Here is an 18,388-nt window from a genome sequence, read left to right on the forward strand (position 1 = left end):
GCACGTCCGGTACCTACAAGGACTGGAACGAACCGATGGATCCACATGTCACGCCCCCCTCCGGCACGCCCGGAAACGGGCTCCCCGCCGGTGAGACGACCCCGGAGGACAGGCCCGCGCGGCTCACGGTCGGCGTCGTCGGCGCCGGCCGCGTCGGGACCGCGCTCGGGGCCGCGTTGTCCCGCGCGGGCCACCGCGTGGTGGCCGCGGCCGCCGTGTCCGAACGATCGCTGGCGCGCGTCGCGGAACGATTGCCCGGTGCCGACATCGTGGCGCCGCCGGACGTCGTGACTGCCGCCGACCTGGTGTTGCTGACCGTCCCGGACGACGAACTGCCCGAACTGGCTTCCGGACTGGTTTCCGCAGGTGTTCCGGTCACCGGGAAACTCGTCCTGCACACCAGCGGACGCTACGGGGCGGCCGTCCTCGATCCGCTGACCCGTGCTGGAGCGCTCCCCCTGGCCGTGCACCCGGTGATGACGTTCACCGGACGTCCGGACGACGTGAACCGGCTCGCGGGCATCTCCTTCGGCGTGACCGCGCCCGACCCGCTCCGTCCGGTCGCGGAGGCGCTCGTCGTCGAGATGGGCGGCGAACCCGTCTGGATCACAGAGGAGATGCGCCCGCTCTACCACGCGGCACTCGCCGGGGGCGCGAACCACCTGGTCACCCTGGTCGTCGAGTCGATGGACCTGCTGCGCGCTGCGGGAGTCGCCGAACCCGGCCGGATGCTCGGCCCGCTCCTCGGCGCCGCGCTCGACAACGGCCTGCGCCTCGGCATCGACGGCCTCACCGGCCCCGTCGCCCGCGGCGACGCCGGAACCGTCACCGACCACGTCGGCGAACTCGGCAAGGTGTCGCCCCAGAGCCGCAGCGCCTACATCGCGCTGGCCCGCCTCACCGCCGACCGGGCGCTCGCCGCCGGAATGCTCAAGCCCGAGGACGCCGAGCGCCTCCTCGAAGCCCTGGCCGACTGACCGCGAGAACCCCCCGAGCGAACGAAAGGACGTGTCGTGCCCCCGATCATCGCGCGGACGCGGGACGAACTGGCCGAGGCCCGATCCCAGGTCGGGGGGACGCTGGCGCTCGTCCCGACCATGGGCGCACTGCACGAGGGCCACCGCTCCCTGATCCGGCGGGCCCGGCGGAGCGCGGACACGGTCGCCGTCAGCATCTTCGTCAACCCGCTCCAGTTCGGACCGGACGAGGACTTCGACCGCTATCCCCGGACGCTCGACGCCGACCTCGACATCTGCGCCGACGAGGGCGTCAACCTCGTATTCGTGCCGCCCCGCTCGGTCATGTACCCGGACGAACCGCAGGTCACGGTGCGATCGGGGCCCATCGGCGAGGTCGTGGAGGGCGCCAGCAGGCCGGGCCACTTCGACGGGATGCTCACCGTCGTGCTGAAGCTGCTCAACCTCGTCCGCCCCGACCTGGCGATCTTCGGGGAGAAGGACGCGCAGCAACTCGCGGTGATCCGCCGGATGGTCGCCGACCTGAACGTCCCCGTGGAGATCGTCGGCGCCCCAACGATCCGGGAACCGGACGGCCTCGCCCTTTCCAGCCGCAACCGCTACCTCTCCGCCGACGAGCGCCAGACCGCCCTCGCCCTCTCCCTCGCCCTCCACGCCGGGTCGGACGCCGTCACCAAAGGACCTGACACGGTCCTCGCCGCGGCGGCCACCGTCCTGGACAAGGCCGCCACCGCCAACCCACCCCTCCTGCTCGACTACGTCGTCCTCGTCGACCCCGCGACGTTCCTGCCGGTCACGCCCGTGTACACCGGGCCCGCCGTCCTGGCCGTCGCGGGCCGCGTCGGCGCCACTCATCTGATCGACAACGTCCCCCTCCAGTTTTCCGAGGAGCCCTGATGTTCCGGACGATGTTCAAGTCGAAGATCCACCGCGCCACCGTGACGCAGGCGGACCTGCACTACGTCGGCTCGCTGACCGTCGACCAGGACCTGATGGACGCCGCCGACCTGCTGCCGGGCGAGCAGGTCTCGATCGTGGACATCGACAACGGCGCCCGCCTGGAGACCTACCTGATCGCGGGTGAACGCGGCTCCGGCGTCATCGGCATCAACGGCGCCGCGGCCCGCCTCGTCCAGCCGGGCGACCTGGTCATCATCATCAGCTACGCCCTGCTCCCCGACGCCGAGGCCCGCGAGTTCGTTCCCCGCGTCGTCCACGTGGACCGCACCAACAAGATCATCTCCCTCGGCTCCGACCCCGCGTCCCCCGTCCCCGGCACCCCCACCACCCCCGGCAACCTCACCCACCCCCACTAACCCCCACCCGCGGGGTGGCGGGGGTTTGTGGGGTGGGGGTTTGTGCGGAATGTGGGGGGCGGGCGTTCGAGCACTCCGGGGTTAGGGTCATAATGACGAGAACCGATTTCCCCTGGAGGGCTCATGATCCCTTCCGTTCTCACCGCCCCCGCGCCCGGCTGGACGACCGAGACCGACGTCGTCGTCGTCGGCTCCGGGATCGCCGGGCTTGTCACCGCGTTGCGCTGCCGCCCGCAGGGGCGGGTGCTGCTCGTCACCAAGGCCCTCCTGGACGCGGGGTCGACCCGCTGGGCGCAGGGCGGGATCGCCGCGGCGCTCGCCCCTGACGACACGCCTGAGGAGCACCTCGCCGACACGCTCACCGCCGGGGTCGGCCTGTGCGACGAGGACGCCGTCCGGGCGCTCGTCACCGAAGGGCCGGACGCCGTCCGCGGCCTCATCGAACTCGGTGCCGCATTCGACCATTCCAACGCCGGGGACATCGAGTTGACGCGCGAGGGCGGCCACCATCGGCGCCGCATCGCCCACGCGGGCGGGGACGCGACCGGCGCGGAGATCAGCCGCGCGCTCCTCGCCGCGCTGAAGGACTCCGGCGTCGAGGTCATCGAGCACGCCCTGGTCCTCGACCTGCTGAAGGACGCCACCGGACGCGCCGCGGGCGTCACCCTCCACGTCATGGGCGAGGGCCAGCCGGGCGGCGTCGGCGCCGTCCGCGCCCGCGCCGTCGTGCTCGCCACCGGCGGACTCGGCCAGGTCTTCTCGGCCACCACGAACCCCGAGGTCTCCACGGGTGACGGCGTCGCGCTCGCGCTACGCGCCGGAGCCGACGTCGCCGACCTGGAGTTCGTCCAGTTCCACCCGACCGTGTTCTGGCTCGGCGAGGGCGCGCGCGGCCAGCAGCCGCTGATCTCCGAGGCCGTCCGAGGGGAGGGCGCGCACCTCGTCGACCACACGGGCGAACGCTTCATGGTCGGACGCCACGAACTGGCCGAACTCGCCCCGCGCGACGTCGTCGCCAAGGGCATCATGAACCGGATGCGCGAGACCGGCGCGTCCCACATGCTGTTGGACGGACGCCACTTCGGCGCGGAGATGTGGGAGAACCGCTTTCCGACCATCCTCGCCGCGTGCAGGCACCACAACATCGACCCGGTGACCCAACCCATCCCGGTCATCCCCGCCGCCCATTACTCGAGCGGGGGCGTCCGCACAGACCTGCATGGACGGACGTCCGTCCCCGGCCTCTACGCCTGCGGTGAGGTCGCCTGCACGGGCGTCCACGGTGCCAATCGCCTGGCATCAAACTCCCTCCTGGAAGGCCTTGTCTTCGCCGAACGCATAGCCACCGCCCTCCAAACCGACCTGACCACCCCGACCACACCCGCCGCCCAGACGTCCGCGCCGCCCGCCGGGTCGGACGGCGAGTTGCCTGGTGCTCCGCTCGCTGGGTCGGATGTTGTGTCGAGCGCCGTGCCGAAGGAGACGGCGAGCGTTGTGGCGGATGGCGAGGGTGGGGTGGTTGTGGGCGTGGCTGACGCCGCGAGCGTGTTGGTTGGGCCTGGGGACGAGGCGGTCGGGGCGGTTGTGCGGGGGGAGGTGCAACGGGTTATGACGGCCTATGCCGGGGTGTTCCGGGGGAAGGACGGGCTGGAGGTCGCCGCTCGTGAGTTGGCCGGGCTGGCGGGGGCCAGCTCGGGCTCCGGGGTTGGGGCGTGGGAGGCCACGAATCTGCACACCGTGGCGTCCGCGATCGTCGCGGCGGCGCGGCGGCGGGAGGAGACGCGGGGTAGCCACTGGCGGGAGGACTTCCCCGACCCGCGTGACGAGGAATGGCGAGGCCATCTCGTCACGCGGCTGGAGGGGAACGTCCTGACGACCACGTACGAATCTCGGGAAGGAAAGCGCTCATGACTCCTGAACTCTCGCAGCTGCTCAGCGACGCCGGGCTCGATCCACAGGTTGTGGATAACCTCGTCCGGACGGCGCTGGCCGAGGACGGCGAGGTCGACGTGACCAGCATGCCGATCTTCGCGCCCGAGGACGTCGCGGCCGGGGACCTCAAGGCCCGCGAGGACGGCGTCGTCGCGGGCGTGCCCGTGGCGTGCGTCGTGTTCGAGGCGCTGGACGTGGCCTATGAGGCGAAGGTCGAGGACGGCGACAGGGTCGTCCCAGGGCAGGTCCTCATCTCGGTGAGCGGGCCCACCCGGGCCGTCCTGCGCGCTGAGAGGACGGCCTTGAACCTGCTCACGCACCTGTCCGGCATAGCCACGGCCACTCGGAAGTGGATGGACGCGATGTCCGGCACCAAGGCCAAGGTCCGAGACACTAGGAAAACCCTCCCCGGCCTTCGTGCCCTACAGAAGTACGCCGTGAAGTGTGGCGGCGGGGTCAACCATCGCATGGGCCTGTACGACGCAGCCCTCATCAAGGACAACCACGTCGCGGCCGCTGGAAGCATCACCAAGGCCTACGAAGCGATACGCGCGGTATACCCGTCGCTCCACATCCAGGTGGAGTGCGACACCCTCGCGCAGGTCGAAGAAGCCATCGCGGTGGGTGCGCGGAGCATCCTGCTCGATAACATGACCGACGCCGAAATGACCGAGGCGGTCCGGTTCGTGGACGGGCGGGCGGAGCTCGAGGCCAGCGGTGGGCTTACCCTGGACCGGGCTCGAGACGTCGCCGTGACCGGGGTGGACTACCTTGCGGTCGGTGCGCTGAGTCACTCGGCCCGCGTGTTCGACATCGGCCTTGACTTCACCTGATCAGCGGGGACCTGATGCTGCTTTCCATCGACGTCGGCAACACCCAGACCGTCCTCGGCCTGTTCGAGGGCGACGAGGTGATCGAGCACTGGCGGATCAACACCGATCCCCGGCGCACCGCCGACGAGATCGCGGTGGTCCTGCAGGGCCTCGTCCAGCAGAGCCCGTTGCTGGCCGAGACCGACATCAGCGGCATCGCACTGTGCTCCACGGTTCCATCAGTCCTGCACGAGATGCGCGAGATGTGCCGCCGGTACTACGGCGACGTGTCCGCGGTGATCGTGGAGCCCGGTGTCAAGACCGGCGTTCCCGTCCGGATGGACAACCCGAAAGAGGTGGGCGCCGACCGCATCGTGAACGCGCTGGCGGCCGTCCACACGCACGGCGGTCCCGCGATCGTCGTCGACTTCGGTACGGCGACCACGTTCGACGCCGTCTCCGCCAAGGGCGAGTACGTCGGCGGCGCGATCGCGCCCGGCATCGAGATCTCGATCGACGCGCTGTCCTTGCGCGGCGCGCAGCTGCACAAGATCGAGCTGGTCAGGCCGCGCAGCGTGGTCGCGAAGAACACCGTCGAGGCGCTCCAGTCCGGGATCATCTTCGGTTTCGCCGGGCAGGTGGACGGGATCGTCGAGCGGATGGCGCGGGAACTGGCGCCCGACCCCAGTGAGGTCACCGTCATCGCGACGGGCGGCCTCGCACCCCTCGTCTTGGAAGAGTCGCGTTGCATCGACGTTTTCGAACCGTGGCTCACCCTCATTGGCCTGCGCCTCATCTACGAACGCAACACCGTGTAGGCAAGGCCATCCGGCGATCCTGGGTAAGTCGTTCGCGGTGCATCGGACGGGCTGGATAGCCTTTGGGCGTGAGTGACGACACCTTCGACGAGCTCCCGGAGCAGATGCGCGTGCGCCGGGAGAAGCTCGACCGGCTCCGTGCGAACGGGATCGACCCCTACCCGGTGACCTTTCCCCGGACGGCGACGATCGCCGACGTCCGCGCGAAACATCCGGACCTGGAGCCGGGCACCGAGACGGGCGAGAAGGTCGGCGTCACGGGGCGCGTCATGCTGGTCCGAAACACCGGGAAACTGTGTTTCGCGACCGTCAAGGACGGCACCGGCGAGATCCAGATCATGCTCTCGCTCGCCAAGGTGGGGCAGGATCAGCTCGACGCCTGGAAGCGCGATGTCGACCTCGGCGACCACGTCGGCGTCGAGGGCGAGGTCATCACGTCCCGCCGCGGCGAGCTGTCGATCATGGCGGACCGGTTCGCGATCACGTCCAAGTGCCTGCGTCCCCTGCCGGAGAAGCACGCGGGTCTGACCGACCCGGAGGCGCGGGTCCGGCAGCGATACGTCGACCTGATCGTGAACGACGAGGCCAGGAGGATGGCCCGGCTCCGCAGCGACACCGTCCGCGCGGTACGGGACTTCTGGCACGAGGAGGGCTACCTCGAGGTCGAGACGCCCATGTTGCAGCCGATCCATGGCGGCGCGACGGCCCGTCCGTTCAGGACGCACATCAACGCCTACGACATGGACCTGTATCTGCGCATCGCGATCGAGCTGTACCTGAAGCGGCTCGTCGTCGGCGGCATCGAGAAGGTCTTCGAAATCAACCGGAACTTCCGCAACGAGGGCGCGGATTCCACGCACAACCCCGAGTTCACGATGCTTGAGGCCTACGGCACGTATCTCGACTACAACGACATGGCCGTTCTGACCCAGCGGATGTACCAGAAGGCGGTTGTCGCGGCTCTGGGCACGACGGTGGTCGTCCATGACGGTGTCGAGGTCGATCTGGGCGTTCCGGAGTGGCCGCGGATCACGTTGTACGGTGCGGTTTCGGACGCGCTGGGCGAGGAGGTCACCCCGCACACGCCGCTGGAGGACGTCCGCAAGCATGCCGACGCTCGCGACATCTCCTGGGACCCGAAATGGGGCCAGGGCAAGCTCGTCCAGGAACTGTTCGAAGAACTCGTCGAACACACCCTCGTGGCGCCCACGTTCGTCATGGACTACCCAGTCGAAACGTCGCCACTGACCCGTCAGCACCGCGCGGAACCACTTCTGACCGAAAAGTGGGACCTCATCGGCTTCGGGACGGAGCTGGGTACCGCCTACTCCGAACTCGTCGACCCGGTCGAGCAGCGCCGCCGTCTCACCGAGCAGTCGCTGCTGGCAGCGGGCGGCGACCCCGAGGCCATGCAACTCGACGAGGACTTCCTGCGCGCACTGGAGTACGCGATGCCGCCCACCGGCGGGATGGGCGCCGGGATCGACCGGATGATCATGGCGTTCACCGGCAAGGGGATCCGCGAGACCATCCTGTTCCCGCTGGTCAAGCCCGAACAGTAACCGGACGGCCGCGCGGGGTCAGGCGCTCTCGCGGATCACCAGGTCGGGTCGCAGGACGACCTGGCGGTGCTGGTGCGACTTGCCCTCGCGGATCTCGGCCAGCGCCAGTTCGGCGGCCTCCCAGCCCAGCTCGCGGCGCGGTTGCCGGATCGTGGTGAGCGGGACGGCGGCGCTCGCGGCCAGCTCGATGTCGTCGTAGCCGATCACGGCGATGTCCTCGGGGACGCGGGCGCCGAGCCGGATCAGTTCGTTGATCAGGCCGATGGCGAGCAGGTCGTTGGCGCAGAACACGCCGTCCGGCCGCGGCGACATCGCCAGGATCTCATGGGCCGCTGCCTGCCCCTCGATGGGGCTGAGCGCGTCCTGGACGAGCGTTGGCGGCTTTCCGAAGCCCGCTTCGACAATTGTGCGGGCGGCGCCCTCACGGCGCTCCACGCACGGCTGAGGTTCGGGGACGCCGGTCACGAAGGCGATCCGCTCACGGTCGATGCCGAGCAGGCGCGCGGCCGCGATCTCGCCGCCCGCGACATGGTCGACCTGGGCGGAGCACACATCGGACGCGTCCCGGTCGATCAGCACCACGCTCATTCCGGCGGCGCGGAGGCGGGAGATGTCCCGGGAGCCGAGCCCGACCGGGATGATCAGGACGCCGGCGGCGTTCTGCTCCTCCAGCAGATCCACCGAGCGCCGCTCCTTGGCGGGCGAGTGGTCGCTGGACAGCCAGAGCGCGTCGTGGCCCGCCGCGTTGAGCGCGGCCTCGGCCCCGCTGACGACGGCGGTCGCGTACGGGTCGGCGAGGTCTTCGACGACGACGCCGAACGCGCGTCGCGGCTCGTTGCCGAACTCTCCGGCGGTGCGTTCCGGACGCTTGCGGAGCCGCCGAGCGGACTCGTTCCGGACGAATCCGAGCTCCTCGATCGCTGCTCGAACACGATTACGGGTAGCTTCGGCCACGAGGTCTGGCCGGTTTAGGACATTCGAAACGGTCCCAACTGAGACTCCAGCACGCCTCGCGACCTCACGAATACTGGTCTGTGGCAACTCGCTCCTCGTCCCGTCCCAGGCGTGTTTCCCCAGGTAGTGGCGTTTTGCATCGTGCATCCGCGAATGGTCGGTCACGTACCGCGACCAATCGGGTGCAGATTGCACTGAACCGGAGCTTGACGGGCCGGATCCGGCCGCCTAGCGTTCCGAGCCGAAGCGTAGCTTGAAACGATTCACGATCTTCGACCACGGCGAGATCTGGCGAGTTCAAGGAGAAGGGGCGGGTGCGGATGGCTGGCGATCTCATCCCGTCTCCCTCTGCTTGCCAACGTGTGAATCGTCACCCGGAGTTCCCCCTGACACCCCCGCAATCGGCCCAACGGCCACCTCCGGCCAAGCGCGTGAGACATAAAAAGGAACCCAACCGATGATCTGAGTCCGGAGGGGCTCCGGACCCGGCAACCCAACGCGCGTACAGATCGAGGCCAACCCGTGCCTGTGCAGCGGACGGCTGCATCCCCGCGGTCATCACCACGGACGAGGGAGGACGGAGTGGAACAGGCCACACTCGCACGTCGTGGCACCGACGATTATGGACTGAACGAGGAGGAGATTCGGCTCCTCGCTCAGATCGCCAGCGGTGTCACCGCCGATGTGGCGGCACGAAAGCTGGAACTGAGCGCCCGGACCTTGCGGCGCCGGTTGCGGACCATCTGCGACCGGCTGGAGGTCAACACCCCTATCGAGGCCGTGGTGTGGGCGGCCCGAAGGCAGCTCATCTAGCAGCAGTACCAATGACGCTCGTCCGGGGACGGCGGGCGTCACCGGAATCCAGGCGGCGAACTCTTCTGAACCTCCGTCCGACCCCGCGGCGGCGGCGCCCACGTCCCGGCAGGTAGGTCCCTGCGGGAGGCGTCGCCGCTGGACGGCGTTCAGAAGACCCTGGTTCTTTCGAATGTGCCCGGAATGTCGTGAACGGGCCCTGGATCCTGTGAAGATTGCCCGGGATCTCTCGAATATGCCCGGGAAATCTCGAATGTGTCCGGAATCGCCTCGGCACTCGTTTCTGTGCTCGCGGCACGCCACAGCGACCTGCCACGGCGACCTGAGGTCGACAAACTCTCAGAAAGACAGACCAGGCGCGCGTTTCCACCGATCCTGAGCCCGGCCGCGCCCGGTCGAAGTCGACGCTGTCAGGCGACCCGGACGCCGCCCGCGAAGGGACGTCCCGACATGGAGGCGATCTTCACGACGTCACCGGTGTGGGGGGCGTGGATCATCTTGCCGCCGCCGATGTACATCCCCATGTGGTGCAGGTCGGAGTAGAAGAACACGAGGTCGCCCGGCTGGAGCTGGCTGCGCGACACGTGCGTGCCCGCGTTGAACTGGCTGCCGGTGTAGTGCGGCAGGTTGATGCCGACCTGCCGGTAGGCCCACATCGTCAGGCCCGAGCAGTCGAAGGTGCTGGGACCCGCGGCGCCCCAGACGTACGGGTCGCCGAGCTTGCCCATCGCGTACCGCAGCGCCTGTGCGGCCTTGCCGGTGCCGATGACGGGAAGCTTGGCGAGCATGCTGGGGTCGCGCTCGACGAGCTTGCCGCGGGTCTTCTCGTAGGCGTCCGTGACCTTCTTGCGCTGCGAGTCGAGTTGTGTCCGCAATTCCTTGACCTGCGTGGAGCGGGCCTCGGCGGACTTGCGCGCGCGCTGTGCGGCCTGCATGGCCTGCATCAGGATGAGGACTTTGCTGCTGTCCCGCTTGGCGAAGTAGCGAAGCGTGGACGCCTGGTCGAGGACGGCCTGCGGGTCCTGCGAGGCGACGAACGAGACTGTGGGGTCGGAGCCGCCCTGCATATAACTGGTCGCGGCCAGAGAGCCGACCTTTTCGCGAAGGCCCTGGAGAGTCTTCTCCTGCCGCTCGGCGTTGTCGGTGGCGACCTTGGCGGCGCGTTGCGACTGCGCGAGCTTGACCTTCAGCCCGTTGTACTGCTCGGTGAGCTGCTCCAGCTGGTCGGCGAGCTTGAACGCCTTCGTCCTGAGTTCCTTGGTGGACGGCTCAGGATCGGCGTTGGCCGTGCCGACCGTCTGCGGTACGACCGAAAGGCCCGCCACTAGGGCGCCGACCACGGTGATCGTCCGGCCACGGAACCATGCCGCGCGACCTGATGACGAGTGCCGGGAGCGTGACCGAGCAGATCGTGAAAAGGAAGCAGGGCGCGATGGCTCCACGAATTCTCCTCTCCTCGTCCGCCTACCGAGTTAGCTGACGGGTTAGGGCTGGAGTAGCCCGTCCACGGGTGGCGCGCGGATCGATTCCACGCGGTCGCGGATTCACCCCTCACGGCGTCAGCCCGGGGGAGGTCCCCGAAGGCTCCGGAAGTGGGTCCCCGGCTCCTCGGGGCACTGGTTGCGACCCGGGGACTCGGCGGTGCGGCCTCCGTCCTGCGGAAGGCCGACGTCAGCGCAGGACACTAACGGAACCGGCAGGGAATGCCAACCAGAACATGCGAAAACGCACGTGGCACGGCCTGTCGGTGGGAAGGAGAGGGCGTGTCGCCGTTCCGAAAGGTGTGGCCCGTCTCACTTTTCGACGGGTCATGGCCCCGCGTGGTCGCTTATAACTAGTTACTTGGTGTGGACGGCGCCTCATGCAAGACCTTGCCAAGCCTCCGTTAAGCCCCTGCCGGAAGTCGGGCAACGCCGCGCGTTCGATAATCTCGCCTGTTTGTGGAGGTCGTGATCCGGCGAGCCCGTACCGCCGACGTTCAAGAGATCCGCAGGCTGGTCGACCTGTACGCGGGTTCGGGACGACGCCTGCTGAAGAAGTCCACGGTGAAGCTGTATGAGGACGTCCAGGAGTTCTGGGTCGCCGAGGACATCCAGGACGGCACTCCTGGGCCGATCGTGGGCTGCGGCGCGCTGCACGTGATGTGGGAGGACCTCGCGGAGGTCCGCTCCGTCGCCGTGGACAAGGAGTACGGCGGACGTGGCATCGGGCACCGGATCGTCGTCCGTCTGCTGGAGACCGCGCGGGAACTCGGCGTGCGGAGGGTGTTCTGCCTTACCTTCGAAGTGGAGTTCTTCACGCGGCATGGCTTCGAGCAGATCCTCGGGACTCCGGTGGCGCCAGAGGTGTACGAGGAGCTTCTCCGCTCTTACGACGAAGGCGTTGCGGAGTTCTTGAACCTCGATCGGGTCAAGCCCAATACGTTGGGGAACACCCGGATGTTGCTTCGCCTGGAGGGCTGACCGAATGAGCGATTTCCCCGACCGTGGGCGGCGACACCAGCCGCAGCAGGGGCAGGGGTCGTACGGCCCGCCGCCCCCGTATCGAGGACCCCAGCAGCAACCGCAACCCCAGTCGCAGCCCCGCCAACCCCAGCCGCAGCATCAACGCCAGCAACAGCCTCAACGCCAGCAACAGCCTCAGCCACGAACCCAACAGTGGCAGCAACAGCAGTGGGGGGACCAGCCCGGGCATGACGAGGCGTACGACTCGTCCTATGACCAGTACGGCGGTTCCAACGGCGGCGACCAGCCGCTGGCTCCGATACTCCGCCGGGCCGCCGCGCGGATCCTCGACAACGCGCTTGTGGCGGTTTTCGGTTTCGCGCTCGTCCTGCCCATCACGATCGGTGCGTTCGGGTTGGGCAAGCCCGGCAGCAAGACAGAGGACGAGGGCGGTGTGTGGAACTGGCCCATCATCTTCACTCTGTTCTGTGTTCTGTCGGTGCTGCCGTTGCTGTACGAGGCCGTCCAACTGACCATGTCGGGACGGACTCTCGGCAAGCGGGTCATGGGTCTCGGCATCGTCCAGGCACCTGGCGGAGAACCACTGACCACCACGCAGGCCATCTGGCGCGCAGGGATCGTCCATGTGGGCTATCAGGTCGGTGTCTTCTTCTTCCTCGTCGTCGCGGTGATGGTCTGGGACTACGCCGCATACGGGATGGTGCTCGTCTGGGCGGGTGCGTTGATGGCCTACCTGTGGGCGATCTGGGACCAGCCTCTGCACCAGTCTCTTCACGACCGCTTCGCCGGCACGCTCGTCATTGACGAGCGGGTCGGATACGACGAGTACGACGAGTACGCGGAATAGACCCGTGACGGAGGCACCGCTCGCCGAACCGGGGCAGCGTCTCCTGGCGCGCATCATCGACACGCTCATCGTTGGTGTGCCGGTCATTGTCGTCGTCCGCGCTGTAGTGGCAGCGCATGCGGTGGACGTGGTCGCTCCGCCCGCCGTGGCCGGGTGCATGCTGCTGTACGAGTCGATTCAGCTGGCGCTCTGGGGACGGACACTCGGCAAGCGCGTCGCCGGTATAGAGGTCGTCGTCGGCGTTCCCGGCGCGAATTCAGTGACCGATTCAGCGATCGCCGTGACTCGCGACGGTGAGGCGGCCGAGCTGGCGCCCCCATCGTCGTGGACCTCGGACGCTGACGCGGGCTCAGCAGCCGCCACAGCGCCGCCCACGGCCGATTCGGACGAGAAGCAGGAGCCTGACGCAGGGCCCGTAGAAGGAGCCAGTACGCGGAACGTCTTCGTCGACGACCAGGCCCCCTTGGACGTCGGACGCGCGGTTCTCCGCGCCGCGATCTATTCGCTGCCGATCGCGGCCCGGCCGATTCCCGTCGCCGGGCTACTCGCCAGCCTCTTCTGGGTGGCGAACGCGGGCGCGATGTACGAGGGCACGAACCGCCAGGCCGTCCACGACAGGATCGCGGGGACGCTGGTCGTAAAACGCCCGCCCACAGATTCATCGGCCTTCTGAGAGCCTCTCGCGCGCGCTCGTCCGAACCGGGGCCCGATCGACCCGACTCCTCCGGCTGAGAGCCCTCCAGGGCGGGCCGGAGAGGCCATGTCCGGCCCGAACCGGCTTTCGTGAAGATGCCCGGTCTGTTTCGGACGCGCCGCGTTCGGACGGCTAAAGCCAGCTCGATCAGGTTACGGCCCCGAATCGGCGCGAGATGTGTCTTGTCCCGGACGCCTCCTCCGGTTTGAGTTGCCTCTTCCGAGCCGTTGACCTTCGGCGCGGCACGCCATGGCAGACCGCGCTCCACATAGCGTTCTGGACTTACTCCGGATGGGGCGACACCTCCCTCTGTACGAACCTTTCGCTCCGCCTGGACGCTTGGATGAGGTCCGAACCGTACGGGCCCGTGGCCGGACTCGGACGCGGCTTGAAGAAGTGGGGCGGAGGTGGGATTGTGTCGCAATCTCCCGATTCCGGGATGGACAGTGCCGGTCGCTTCTAGGTGAGGACCGCGGATGGTGACTTCCCGTCACGAGGCGGTGGCAACCGATTTTCGGCGCCGGTCGACCGGGTGTTATCCGTCCACCTCGCCCGGCGTGGAGGCTGATCACGTCGACGCGGCGGAGGAGCGGCGGCTCCCGGCCGCATTACCGCGCGGGTGTGGTTAGTCCCCTTACGCCAGGGCTAATCGACGGCGACGGTGTCCCCGTGGGCTGCCCGTTAAGGTCGTCCGCGGGATCTTTTTCTCCGGTCCTGTAGCCCGTCCGAAAGCCGGAGGCGTCCGCAAACCCACCCCAATGCGCGAGCGCCCGCCCAGGTCAGCGCCTCGCGAGGTGGCATGGGTCACGCCCGAAAACACCGCACCGGTCGCGCTACCCGGGGACAAATTGACGGGCCGCGTCCGTACCCTGGCGCGCACCGCCGTACTGCCGGGAAACGACGACGCGATTACGCCCGGTCACGGTCGTGAAGACGACTTCGGCGGCAGTGTCGGTTCAAGCCCGGGGTGGAATTGTCATCGGCGCGCTTCTCGGTATATGTTTGTCAACCGAATGCAGTTTGCTCAAGCCGAAAGGTCTGTCCCCATGGCACAGAAGGTTCAGGTGCTTCTCGTCGACGACCTCGACGGTGGCGAGGCGGACGAGACCGTAGCGTTCTCGATCGACGGCGCCTCCTACGAGATCGACCTGAGTGGCACCAACGCAGGTAAGCTGCGGGATTCTCTTAAGCCGTTCGTGGAGAAGTCGCGCAAGGCGGGCACGGCCACCCGTCGCCGCCGGCAGCGCGGAGCGTCCAGCCGTGAGCGCAGCGCCGAGATCCGCGCCTGGGCCAAGAACAATGGCATCAAGGTCAATGAGCGCGGCAGGATCCCGGCCCACGTGATCGAACAGTACGAGGCGGCCAACTGACCGCTCAGCCACCCGACGGCCCGTCTCGGTTCATGAGACGGGCCGTTAGCCTGCCCTCAGTTCGGCTTCAGTTCACCGCACTCGCCATACGTCCGACGAGTTCGTGGTACGGCGCCGTTCCTGTGCCCCGCCTTCGCGTGGCCCAGTTCGCTTGCGCCGCCGTTCTCTAACCCCGCGTCCGCCCGTGGCACTTTCGCTTGCCGCGTTTTTCGGGCGCGTCGCCCTTCTCGGCCCTCCGCCGCGCAGCTCGCTCGAACCCCGGGTCCGTTTGACGTGAACCCGCCCCGCGTTCGCACGGCTCTGTTAGTTGATCTGTAGTTCGCTCTGATCTCTCGCGTGCGTCCGTCCACTCCGGTCCGCCCCGGGCTCTTCTGACGCTGTTCGCCCGCGCGCGCTCTCCGGCCGCGTTCGCTTGTGGCGTAGCGGCGGGGCGGTTTGCCCTAGCGCGTGGTGCGGTGGTGAGGCGGTGGCGATGGCACCTCACCTCATTCGGTGCTCCGGCACGCGCCTTGATCGACCTGCGGAAAGGGCCCGTTCGCTTGGGGCGTAGTGGGAACATGACGCACCGGTGCGGTAGTTGGATGAGACTGAACAGCGCTTAGCTGGGGAACGTCTCCTGGTGGGAGTGCACCAGGGTGGCCTCCTCGGGGCGGGCTAGCATGCGGAAGGACAGTTCCGGACGATCCGGACTCTGCCCAACCGCTCTGTGAGGAGCGACGAGATGTTCGAGAGGTTCACCGACCGCGCGCGGCGTGTTGTCGTCCTGGCCCAGGAGGAGGCCAGGATGCTCAACCACAACTACATCGGCACCGAGCACATCCTCCTGGGCCTGATCCACGAGGGTGAGGGCGTCGCCGCCAAGGCTCTGGAGAGCCTGGGGATCAGTCTTGAGGCGGTGCGCCAGCAGGTCGAGGAGATCATCGGCCAGGGCCAGCAGGCGCCGTCGGGGCACATCCCGTTCACTCCGCGTGCCAAGAAGGTCCTTGAGCTGTCATTGCGTGAGGCTTTGCAGCTCGGCCACAACTACATCGGCACCGAGCACATCCTGCTGGGTTTGATCCGTGAGGGCGAGGGCGTCGCCGCCCAGGTCCTCGTGAAGCTTGGCGCCGACCTGAACAGGGTGCGTCAGCAGGTCATCCAGTTGCTGCACGGCTACCAGGGCAAGGAGCCGGCCGCCTCCGGCGGTCCCTCGGAGTCGGCTCCGTCCACCTCCCTCGTCCTCGACCAGTTCGGCCGCAACCTCACGCAGGCCGCTCGCGAGGGCAAGCTCGACCCGGTCATCGGCCGTGGTAAAGAGATCGAGCGGGTCATGCAGGTGCTGTCCCGCCGTACCAAGAACAACCCGGTGTTGATCGGGGAGCCCGGCGTCGGCAAGACCGCCGTCGTGGAGGGCCTTGCCCAGAAGATCGTCAAGGGCGAGGTGCCCGAGACGCTCAAGGACAAGCAGCTCTACACCCTCGACCTGGGCGCACTGGTCGCCGGCTCCCGGTACCGCGGTGATTTCGAAGAGCGCCTGAAGAAGGTGCTGAAGGAGATCCGCACCCGCGGCGACATCATCCTGTTCATCGACGAGCTCCACACGCTCGTCGGCGCGGGCGCCGCCGAGGGCGCGATCGACGCCGCCAGCATCCTCAAGCCGATGCTGGCCCGCGGCGAGTTGCAGACCATCGGCGCCACCACGCTGGACGAGTACCGCAAGTACCTGGAGAAGGACGCGGCGCTTGAGCGTCGTTTCCAGCCGATCCAGGTCGCCGAGCCGTCGCTGTCGCACACGATCGAGATCCTCAAGGGCCTGCGGGACCGCTACGAGGCGCACCACCGCGTGTCGATCACCGACAGCGCGCTGGTCGCGGCCGCGCAGTTGGCCGACCGGTACATCAGTGACCGGTTCCTGCCCGACAAGGCGATCGACCTGATCGACGAGGCCGGTTCGCGGATGCGCATCCGCCGGATGACCGCTCCGCCGGACCTGCGCGAGTACGACGAGAAGATCGCCGACGTCCGGCGCGACAAGGAGTCCGCGATCGACGCGCAGGACTTCGAGAAGGCCGCGGCGCTGCGCGACTCGGAGAAGAAGCTGCTCGGCCAGAAGGCGCAGCGGGAGAAGGAGTGGAAGGCCGGCGACATGGACGTCGTCGCCGAGGTCACCGACGAGCTGATCGCCGAGGTCCTCGCCACCGCCACCGGCATCCCGGTGTTCAAGCTGACCGAGGAGGAGTCCACCCGGCTGCTGCGCATGGAGGACGAACTCCACAAGCGCGTCATCGGCCAGGAGGACGCCATCAAGGCGCTGTCCCAGTCGATCCGGCGTACCCGCGCCGGTCTGAAGGACCCCAAGCGTCCCGGTGGTTCGTTCATCTTCGCTGGCCCGTCCGGTGTGGGTAAGACCGAGCTGTCCAAGACGCTGGCCGAGTTCCTGTTCGGGGACGAGGACGCGCTGATCCAGCTCGACATGTCCGAGTTCATGGAGAAGCACACCGTCTCGCGGCTGTTCGGCTCCCCGCCCGGCTACGTCGGGTACGAGGAGGGCGGCCAGCTCACCGAGAAGGTGCGCCGCAAGCCGTTCTCGGTCGTGCTGTTCGACGAGATCGAGAAGGCCCACCAGGACATCTTCAACAGCCTGTTGCAGATCCTGGAGGACGGCCGCCTGACTGACGCGCAGGGCCGTGTCGTGGACTTCAAGAACACCGTCATCATCATGACGACGAACCTGGGGTCCAAGGACATCTCCAAGGGCGTGTCGATGGGCTTCGCCCGTCAGAACGACGAGCAGGGCTCGTACGACCGGATGAAGGCGAAGGTGTCGGAGGAGCTCAAGCAGCACTTCCGTCCCGAGTTCCTCAACCGCGTCGACGACACGGTCGTGTTCCACCAGCTCACGCCGAAGGAGATCATCCAGATCGTCGATCTGATGATCGCCAAGGTGGACGACCGGCTCAAGGACCGCGACATGGGCCTCGAGCTGCGCCAGGAGGCCAAGGACCTGCTGGCCCAGCGCGGCTACGACCCGGTCCTGGGCGCCCGGCCGCTGCGCCGCACCATTCAGCGGGAGATCGAGGACAGCCTGTCCGAGAAGATCCTCTACAGCGAGCTGAAGGCCGGCCAGATCGTCATCGTCGGCACCGAGGGCTTCGACCCGAACGACAAGGAAGGCTCGGCCGAGAACGCCAAGTTCACGTTCAAGGGCGTTCCGAAGCCGACCACCGTCCCCGACAGCCCGCCGCCCATCGAGGGCGCGGTCAACTTCAACAAGGACTGAGAACGTCCCTGAGGGGCCCGCACCGGATCCGTCCGGCGCGGGCCCTTCCGCGTTCGTACGCGGCGCGTTGTACGGGACGTCCTTGTGGGACTTGCGGCTAGGGCATGGCCCAGGTGATCGCTACTTCCCTGGAGTCCCCGCCGTCCACGGAGACCTTCTCGGTGAACACGACCTTGGCGGCGCCGTATCCCTCGCCGGTTGTGTAGAGGTTGCAGTGCGTGAAGTGCTCACCGACCGCCAGCTTGTCGAGTTCGCCGTCCTCGCACTCAGGGAAATCGCCCAATTCGGTGGGAGTCTCCGTGGCGTCGCCGTCCCCGTCGTACACCTTGATGTAGTCGAAGGTGCCCTGTGGGTCGATGGGTGCCGTACCGACGTTCTTGACCAACGCCGTGACGTAGACGGGAACCGCATGACCACCGCCCCTCCTCCGCCAGCCGCAGCGTAGTGAGATTGGACGGGGACCAGTCCCGAATGCGCGACGCGGCACCCGCTCGCATCCGAGCGCCCAGACGCGAGCCGCGGGTGGACGGGAGCCCAGCACTTCGGAGGGGGCATCCGGGGCAACGGTC

16 protein-coding genes and 1 riboswitch are annotated in these 18,388 nt (G+C 67.9%); of the genes, 13 read left to right on the forward strand and 3 right to left on the reverse strand.

Features of this window, described 5'->3' with window-relative positions:
• Window positions 1-35 precede the first annotated feature (35 nt).
• From ABD808_RS00290 to lysX, 7 genes are all read left to right on the forward strand, one after another.
• Complete coding sequence (locus tag ABD808_RS00290) at window positions 36-977, forward strand: Rossmann-like and DUF2520 domain-containing protein (RefSeq protein ID WP_344887608.1); 942 nt, start codon at window positions 36-38, stop codon at window positions 975-977.
• Window positions 978-1,013: 36 nt separating this feature from the next.
• Window positions 1,014-1,874 carry a pantoate--beta-alanine ligase gene (panC, locus tag ABD808_RS00295; protein ID WP_344887611.1) on the forward strand — a complete coding sequence of 287 codons (861 nt, stop codon included), beginning with the start codon at window positions 1,014-1,016 and terminating at the stop codon, window positions 1,872-1,874.
• Complete coding sequence (panD, locus tag ABD808_RS00300; protein ID WP_344887614.1) at window positions 1,874-2,293, forward strand: aspartate 1-decarboxylase; 420 nt, start codon at window positions 1,874-1,876, stop codon at window positions 2,291-2,293. Before panC ends, panD begins: the two co-directional genes overlap by 1 nt.
• Window positions 2,294-2,416: 123 nt before the next feature.
• Window positions 2,417-4,204: an L-aspartate oxidase gene (locus ABD808_RS00305; protein ID WP_344887617.1), complete on the forward strand. Its 1,788-nt coding sequence runs from the start codon at window positions 2,417-2,419 to the stop codon at window positions 4,202-4,204.
• Entirely contained in the window at window positions 4,201-5,058 is an 858-nt protein-coding gene (gene nadC / locus ABD808_RS00310; protein ID WP_344887620.1) for a carboxylating nicotinate-nucleotide diphosphorylase, read from the forward strand. Before ABD808_RS00305 ends, nadC begins: the two co-directional genes overlap by 4 nt.
• Window positions 5,059-5,072: 14 nt before the next feature.
• On the forward strand, window positions 5,073-5,855 hold the full coding sequence (locus tag ABD808_RS00315) for a type III pantothenate kinase (RefSeq protein ID WP_344887623.1): 783 nt from the start codon (window positions 5,073-5,075) through the stop codon (window positions 5,853-5,855).
• 68 nt (window positions 5,856-5,923) lie between these two features.
• Window positions 5,924-7,417, forward strand: a complete 1,494-nt coding sequence (gene lysX / locus ABD808_RS00320) for a bifunctional lysylphosphatidylglycerol synthetase/lysine--tRNA ligase LysX (protein WP_344887626.1) — start codon at window positions 5,924-5,926, stop codon at window positions 7,415-7,417.
• Window positions 7,418-7,435: 18 nt separating this feature from the next.
• On the opposite strand, the gene ABD808_RS00325 is transcribed toward lysX, so the two are convergent.
• Window positions 7,436-8,458, reverse strand: coding sequence for a LacI family DNA-binding transcriptional regulator (locus ABD808_RS00325; protein WP_425548870.1), 1,023 nt, complete (start codon window positions 8,456-8,458; stop codon window positions 7,436-7,438).
• Between the two features lie 495 nt (window positions 8,459-8,953).
• Between ABD808_RS00325 and ABD808_RS00330 the strand changes: the two genes are divergently transcribed.
• The gene (locus ABD808_RS00330; protein ID WP_344887632.1) at window positions 8,954-9,184 is read left to right on the forward strand and encodes a transcriptional regulator; all 231 of its coding nucleotides are present in this window, start codon (window positions 8,954-8,956) and stop codon (window positions 9,182-9,184) included.
• A gap of 410 nt (window positions 9,185-9,594) precedes the next feature.
• On the opposite strand, the gene ABD808_RS00335 is transcribed toward ABD808_RS00330, so the two are convergent.
• Window positions 9,595-10,524, reverse strand: coding sequence for a C40 family peptidase (locus tag ABD808_RS00335; RefSeq protein ID WP_344887635.1), 930 nt, complete (start codon window positions 10,522-10,524; stop codon window positions 9,595-9,597).
• Window positions 10,525-10,629: 105 nt separating this feature from the next.
• A riboswitch (cyclic di-AMP (ydaO/yuaA leader) is annotated at window positions 10,630-10,835 on the reverse strand.
• A gap of 289 nt (window positions 10,836-11,124) precedes the next feature.
• Here ABD808_RS00335 and ABD808_RS00340 point away from each other — a divergent pair.
• The 5 genes from ABD808_RS00340 to ABD808_RS00360 all read left to right on the forward strand — a co-directional run bounded on the left by ABD808_RS00340 (window position 11,125) and on the right by ABD808_RS00360 (window position 17,819).
• A complete protein-coding gene (locus tag ABD808_RS00340; RefSeq protein ID WP_344887639.1) occupies window positions 11,125-11,646 on the forward strand; it encodes an amino-acid N-acetyltransferase in 522 nt (173 codons plus the stop codon).
• 4 nt (window positions 11,647-11,650) lie between these two features.
• A complete protein-coding gene (locus ABD808_RS00345) occupies window positions 11,651-12,496 on the forward strand; it encodes an RDD family protein (protein ID WP_344887642.1) in 846 nt (281 codons plus the stop codon).
• A gap of 4 nt (window positions 12,497-12,500) precedes the next feature.
• Entirely contained in the window at window positions 12,501-13,169 is a 669-nt protein-coding gene (locus ABD808_RS00350) for an RDD family protein (RefSeq protein ID WP_344887645.1), read from the forward strand.
• Window positions 13,170-14,236: 1,067 nt separating this feature from the next.
• Window positions 14,237-14,560, forward strand: a complete 324-nt coding sequence (locus ABD808_RS00355) for a histone-like nucleoid-structuring protein Lsr2 (RefSeq protein WP_344887648.1) — start codon at window positions 14,237-14,239, stop codon at window positions 14,558-14,560.
• A gap of 721 nt (window positions 14,561-15,281) precedes the next feature.
• Window positions 15,282-17,819 carry an ATP-dependent Clp protease ATP-binding subunit gene (locus ABD808_RS00360; protein ID WP_344887651.1) on the forward strand — a complete coding sequence of 846 codons (2,538 nt, stop codon included), beginning with the start codon at window positions 15,282-15,284 and terminating at the stop codon, window positions 17,817-17,819.
• A 97-nt stretch (window positions 17,820-17,916) separates the two neighbouring features.
• Here ABD808_RS00360 and ABD808_RS00365 read toward each other — a convergent pair whose 3' ends face one another.
• A complete protein-coding gene (locus ABD808_RS00365) occupies window positions 17,917-18,204 on the reverse strand; it encodes a hypothetical protein (RefSeq protein WP_344887654.1) in 288 nt (95 codons plus the stop codon).
• Window positions 18,205-18,388: the final 184 nt, after the last annotated feature.

Origin of the sequence: Actinomadura meridiana (assembly GCF_039537545.1) — a bacterium.
GTDB lineage: Bacteria > Actinomycetota > Actinomycetes > Streptosporangiales > Streptosporangiaceae > Spirillospora > Spirillospora meridiana.

Coding starts and splice junctions, on each gene's coding strand:
- ABD808_RS00290 (WP_344887608.1), top strand. CDS start 36: ATGGATCCACATGTCACGCCCCCCTCCGGCACGCCCGGAAACGGGCTC.
- panD (WP_344887614.1), top strand. CDS start 1,874: ATGTTCCGGACGATGTTCAAGTCGAAGATCCACCGCGCCACCGTGACG.
- ABD808_RS00305 (WP_344887617.1), top strand. CDS start 2,417: ATGATCCCTTCCGTTCTCACCGCCCCCGCGCCCGGCTGGACGACCGAG.
- nadC (WP_344887620.1), top strand. CDS start 4,201: ATGACTCCTGAACTCTCGCAGCTGCTCAGCGACGCCGGGCTCGATCCA.
- ABD808_RS00315 (WP_344887623.1), top strand. CDS start 5,073: ATGCTGCTTTCCATCGACGTCGGCAACACCCAGACCGTCCTCGGCCTG.
- ABD808_RS00345 (WP_344887642.1), top strand. CDS start 11,651: ATGAGCGATTTCCCCGACCGTGGGCGGCGACACCAGCCGCAGCAGGGG.
- ABD808_RS00355 (WP_344887648.1), top strand. CDS start 14,237: ATGGCACAGAAGGTTCAGGTGCTTCTCGTCGACGACCTCGACGGTGGC.
- ABD808_RS00360 (WP_344887651.1), top strand. CDS start 15,282: ATGTTCGAGAGGTTCACCGACCGCGCGCGGCGTGTTGTCGTCCTGGCC.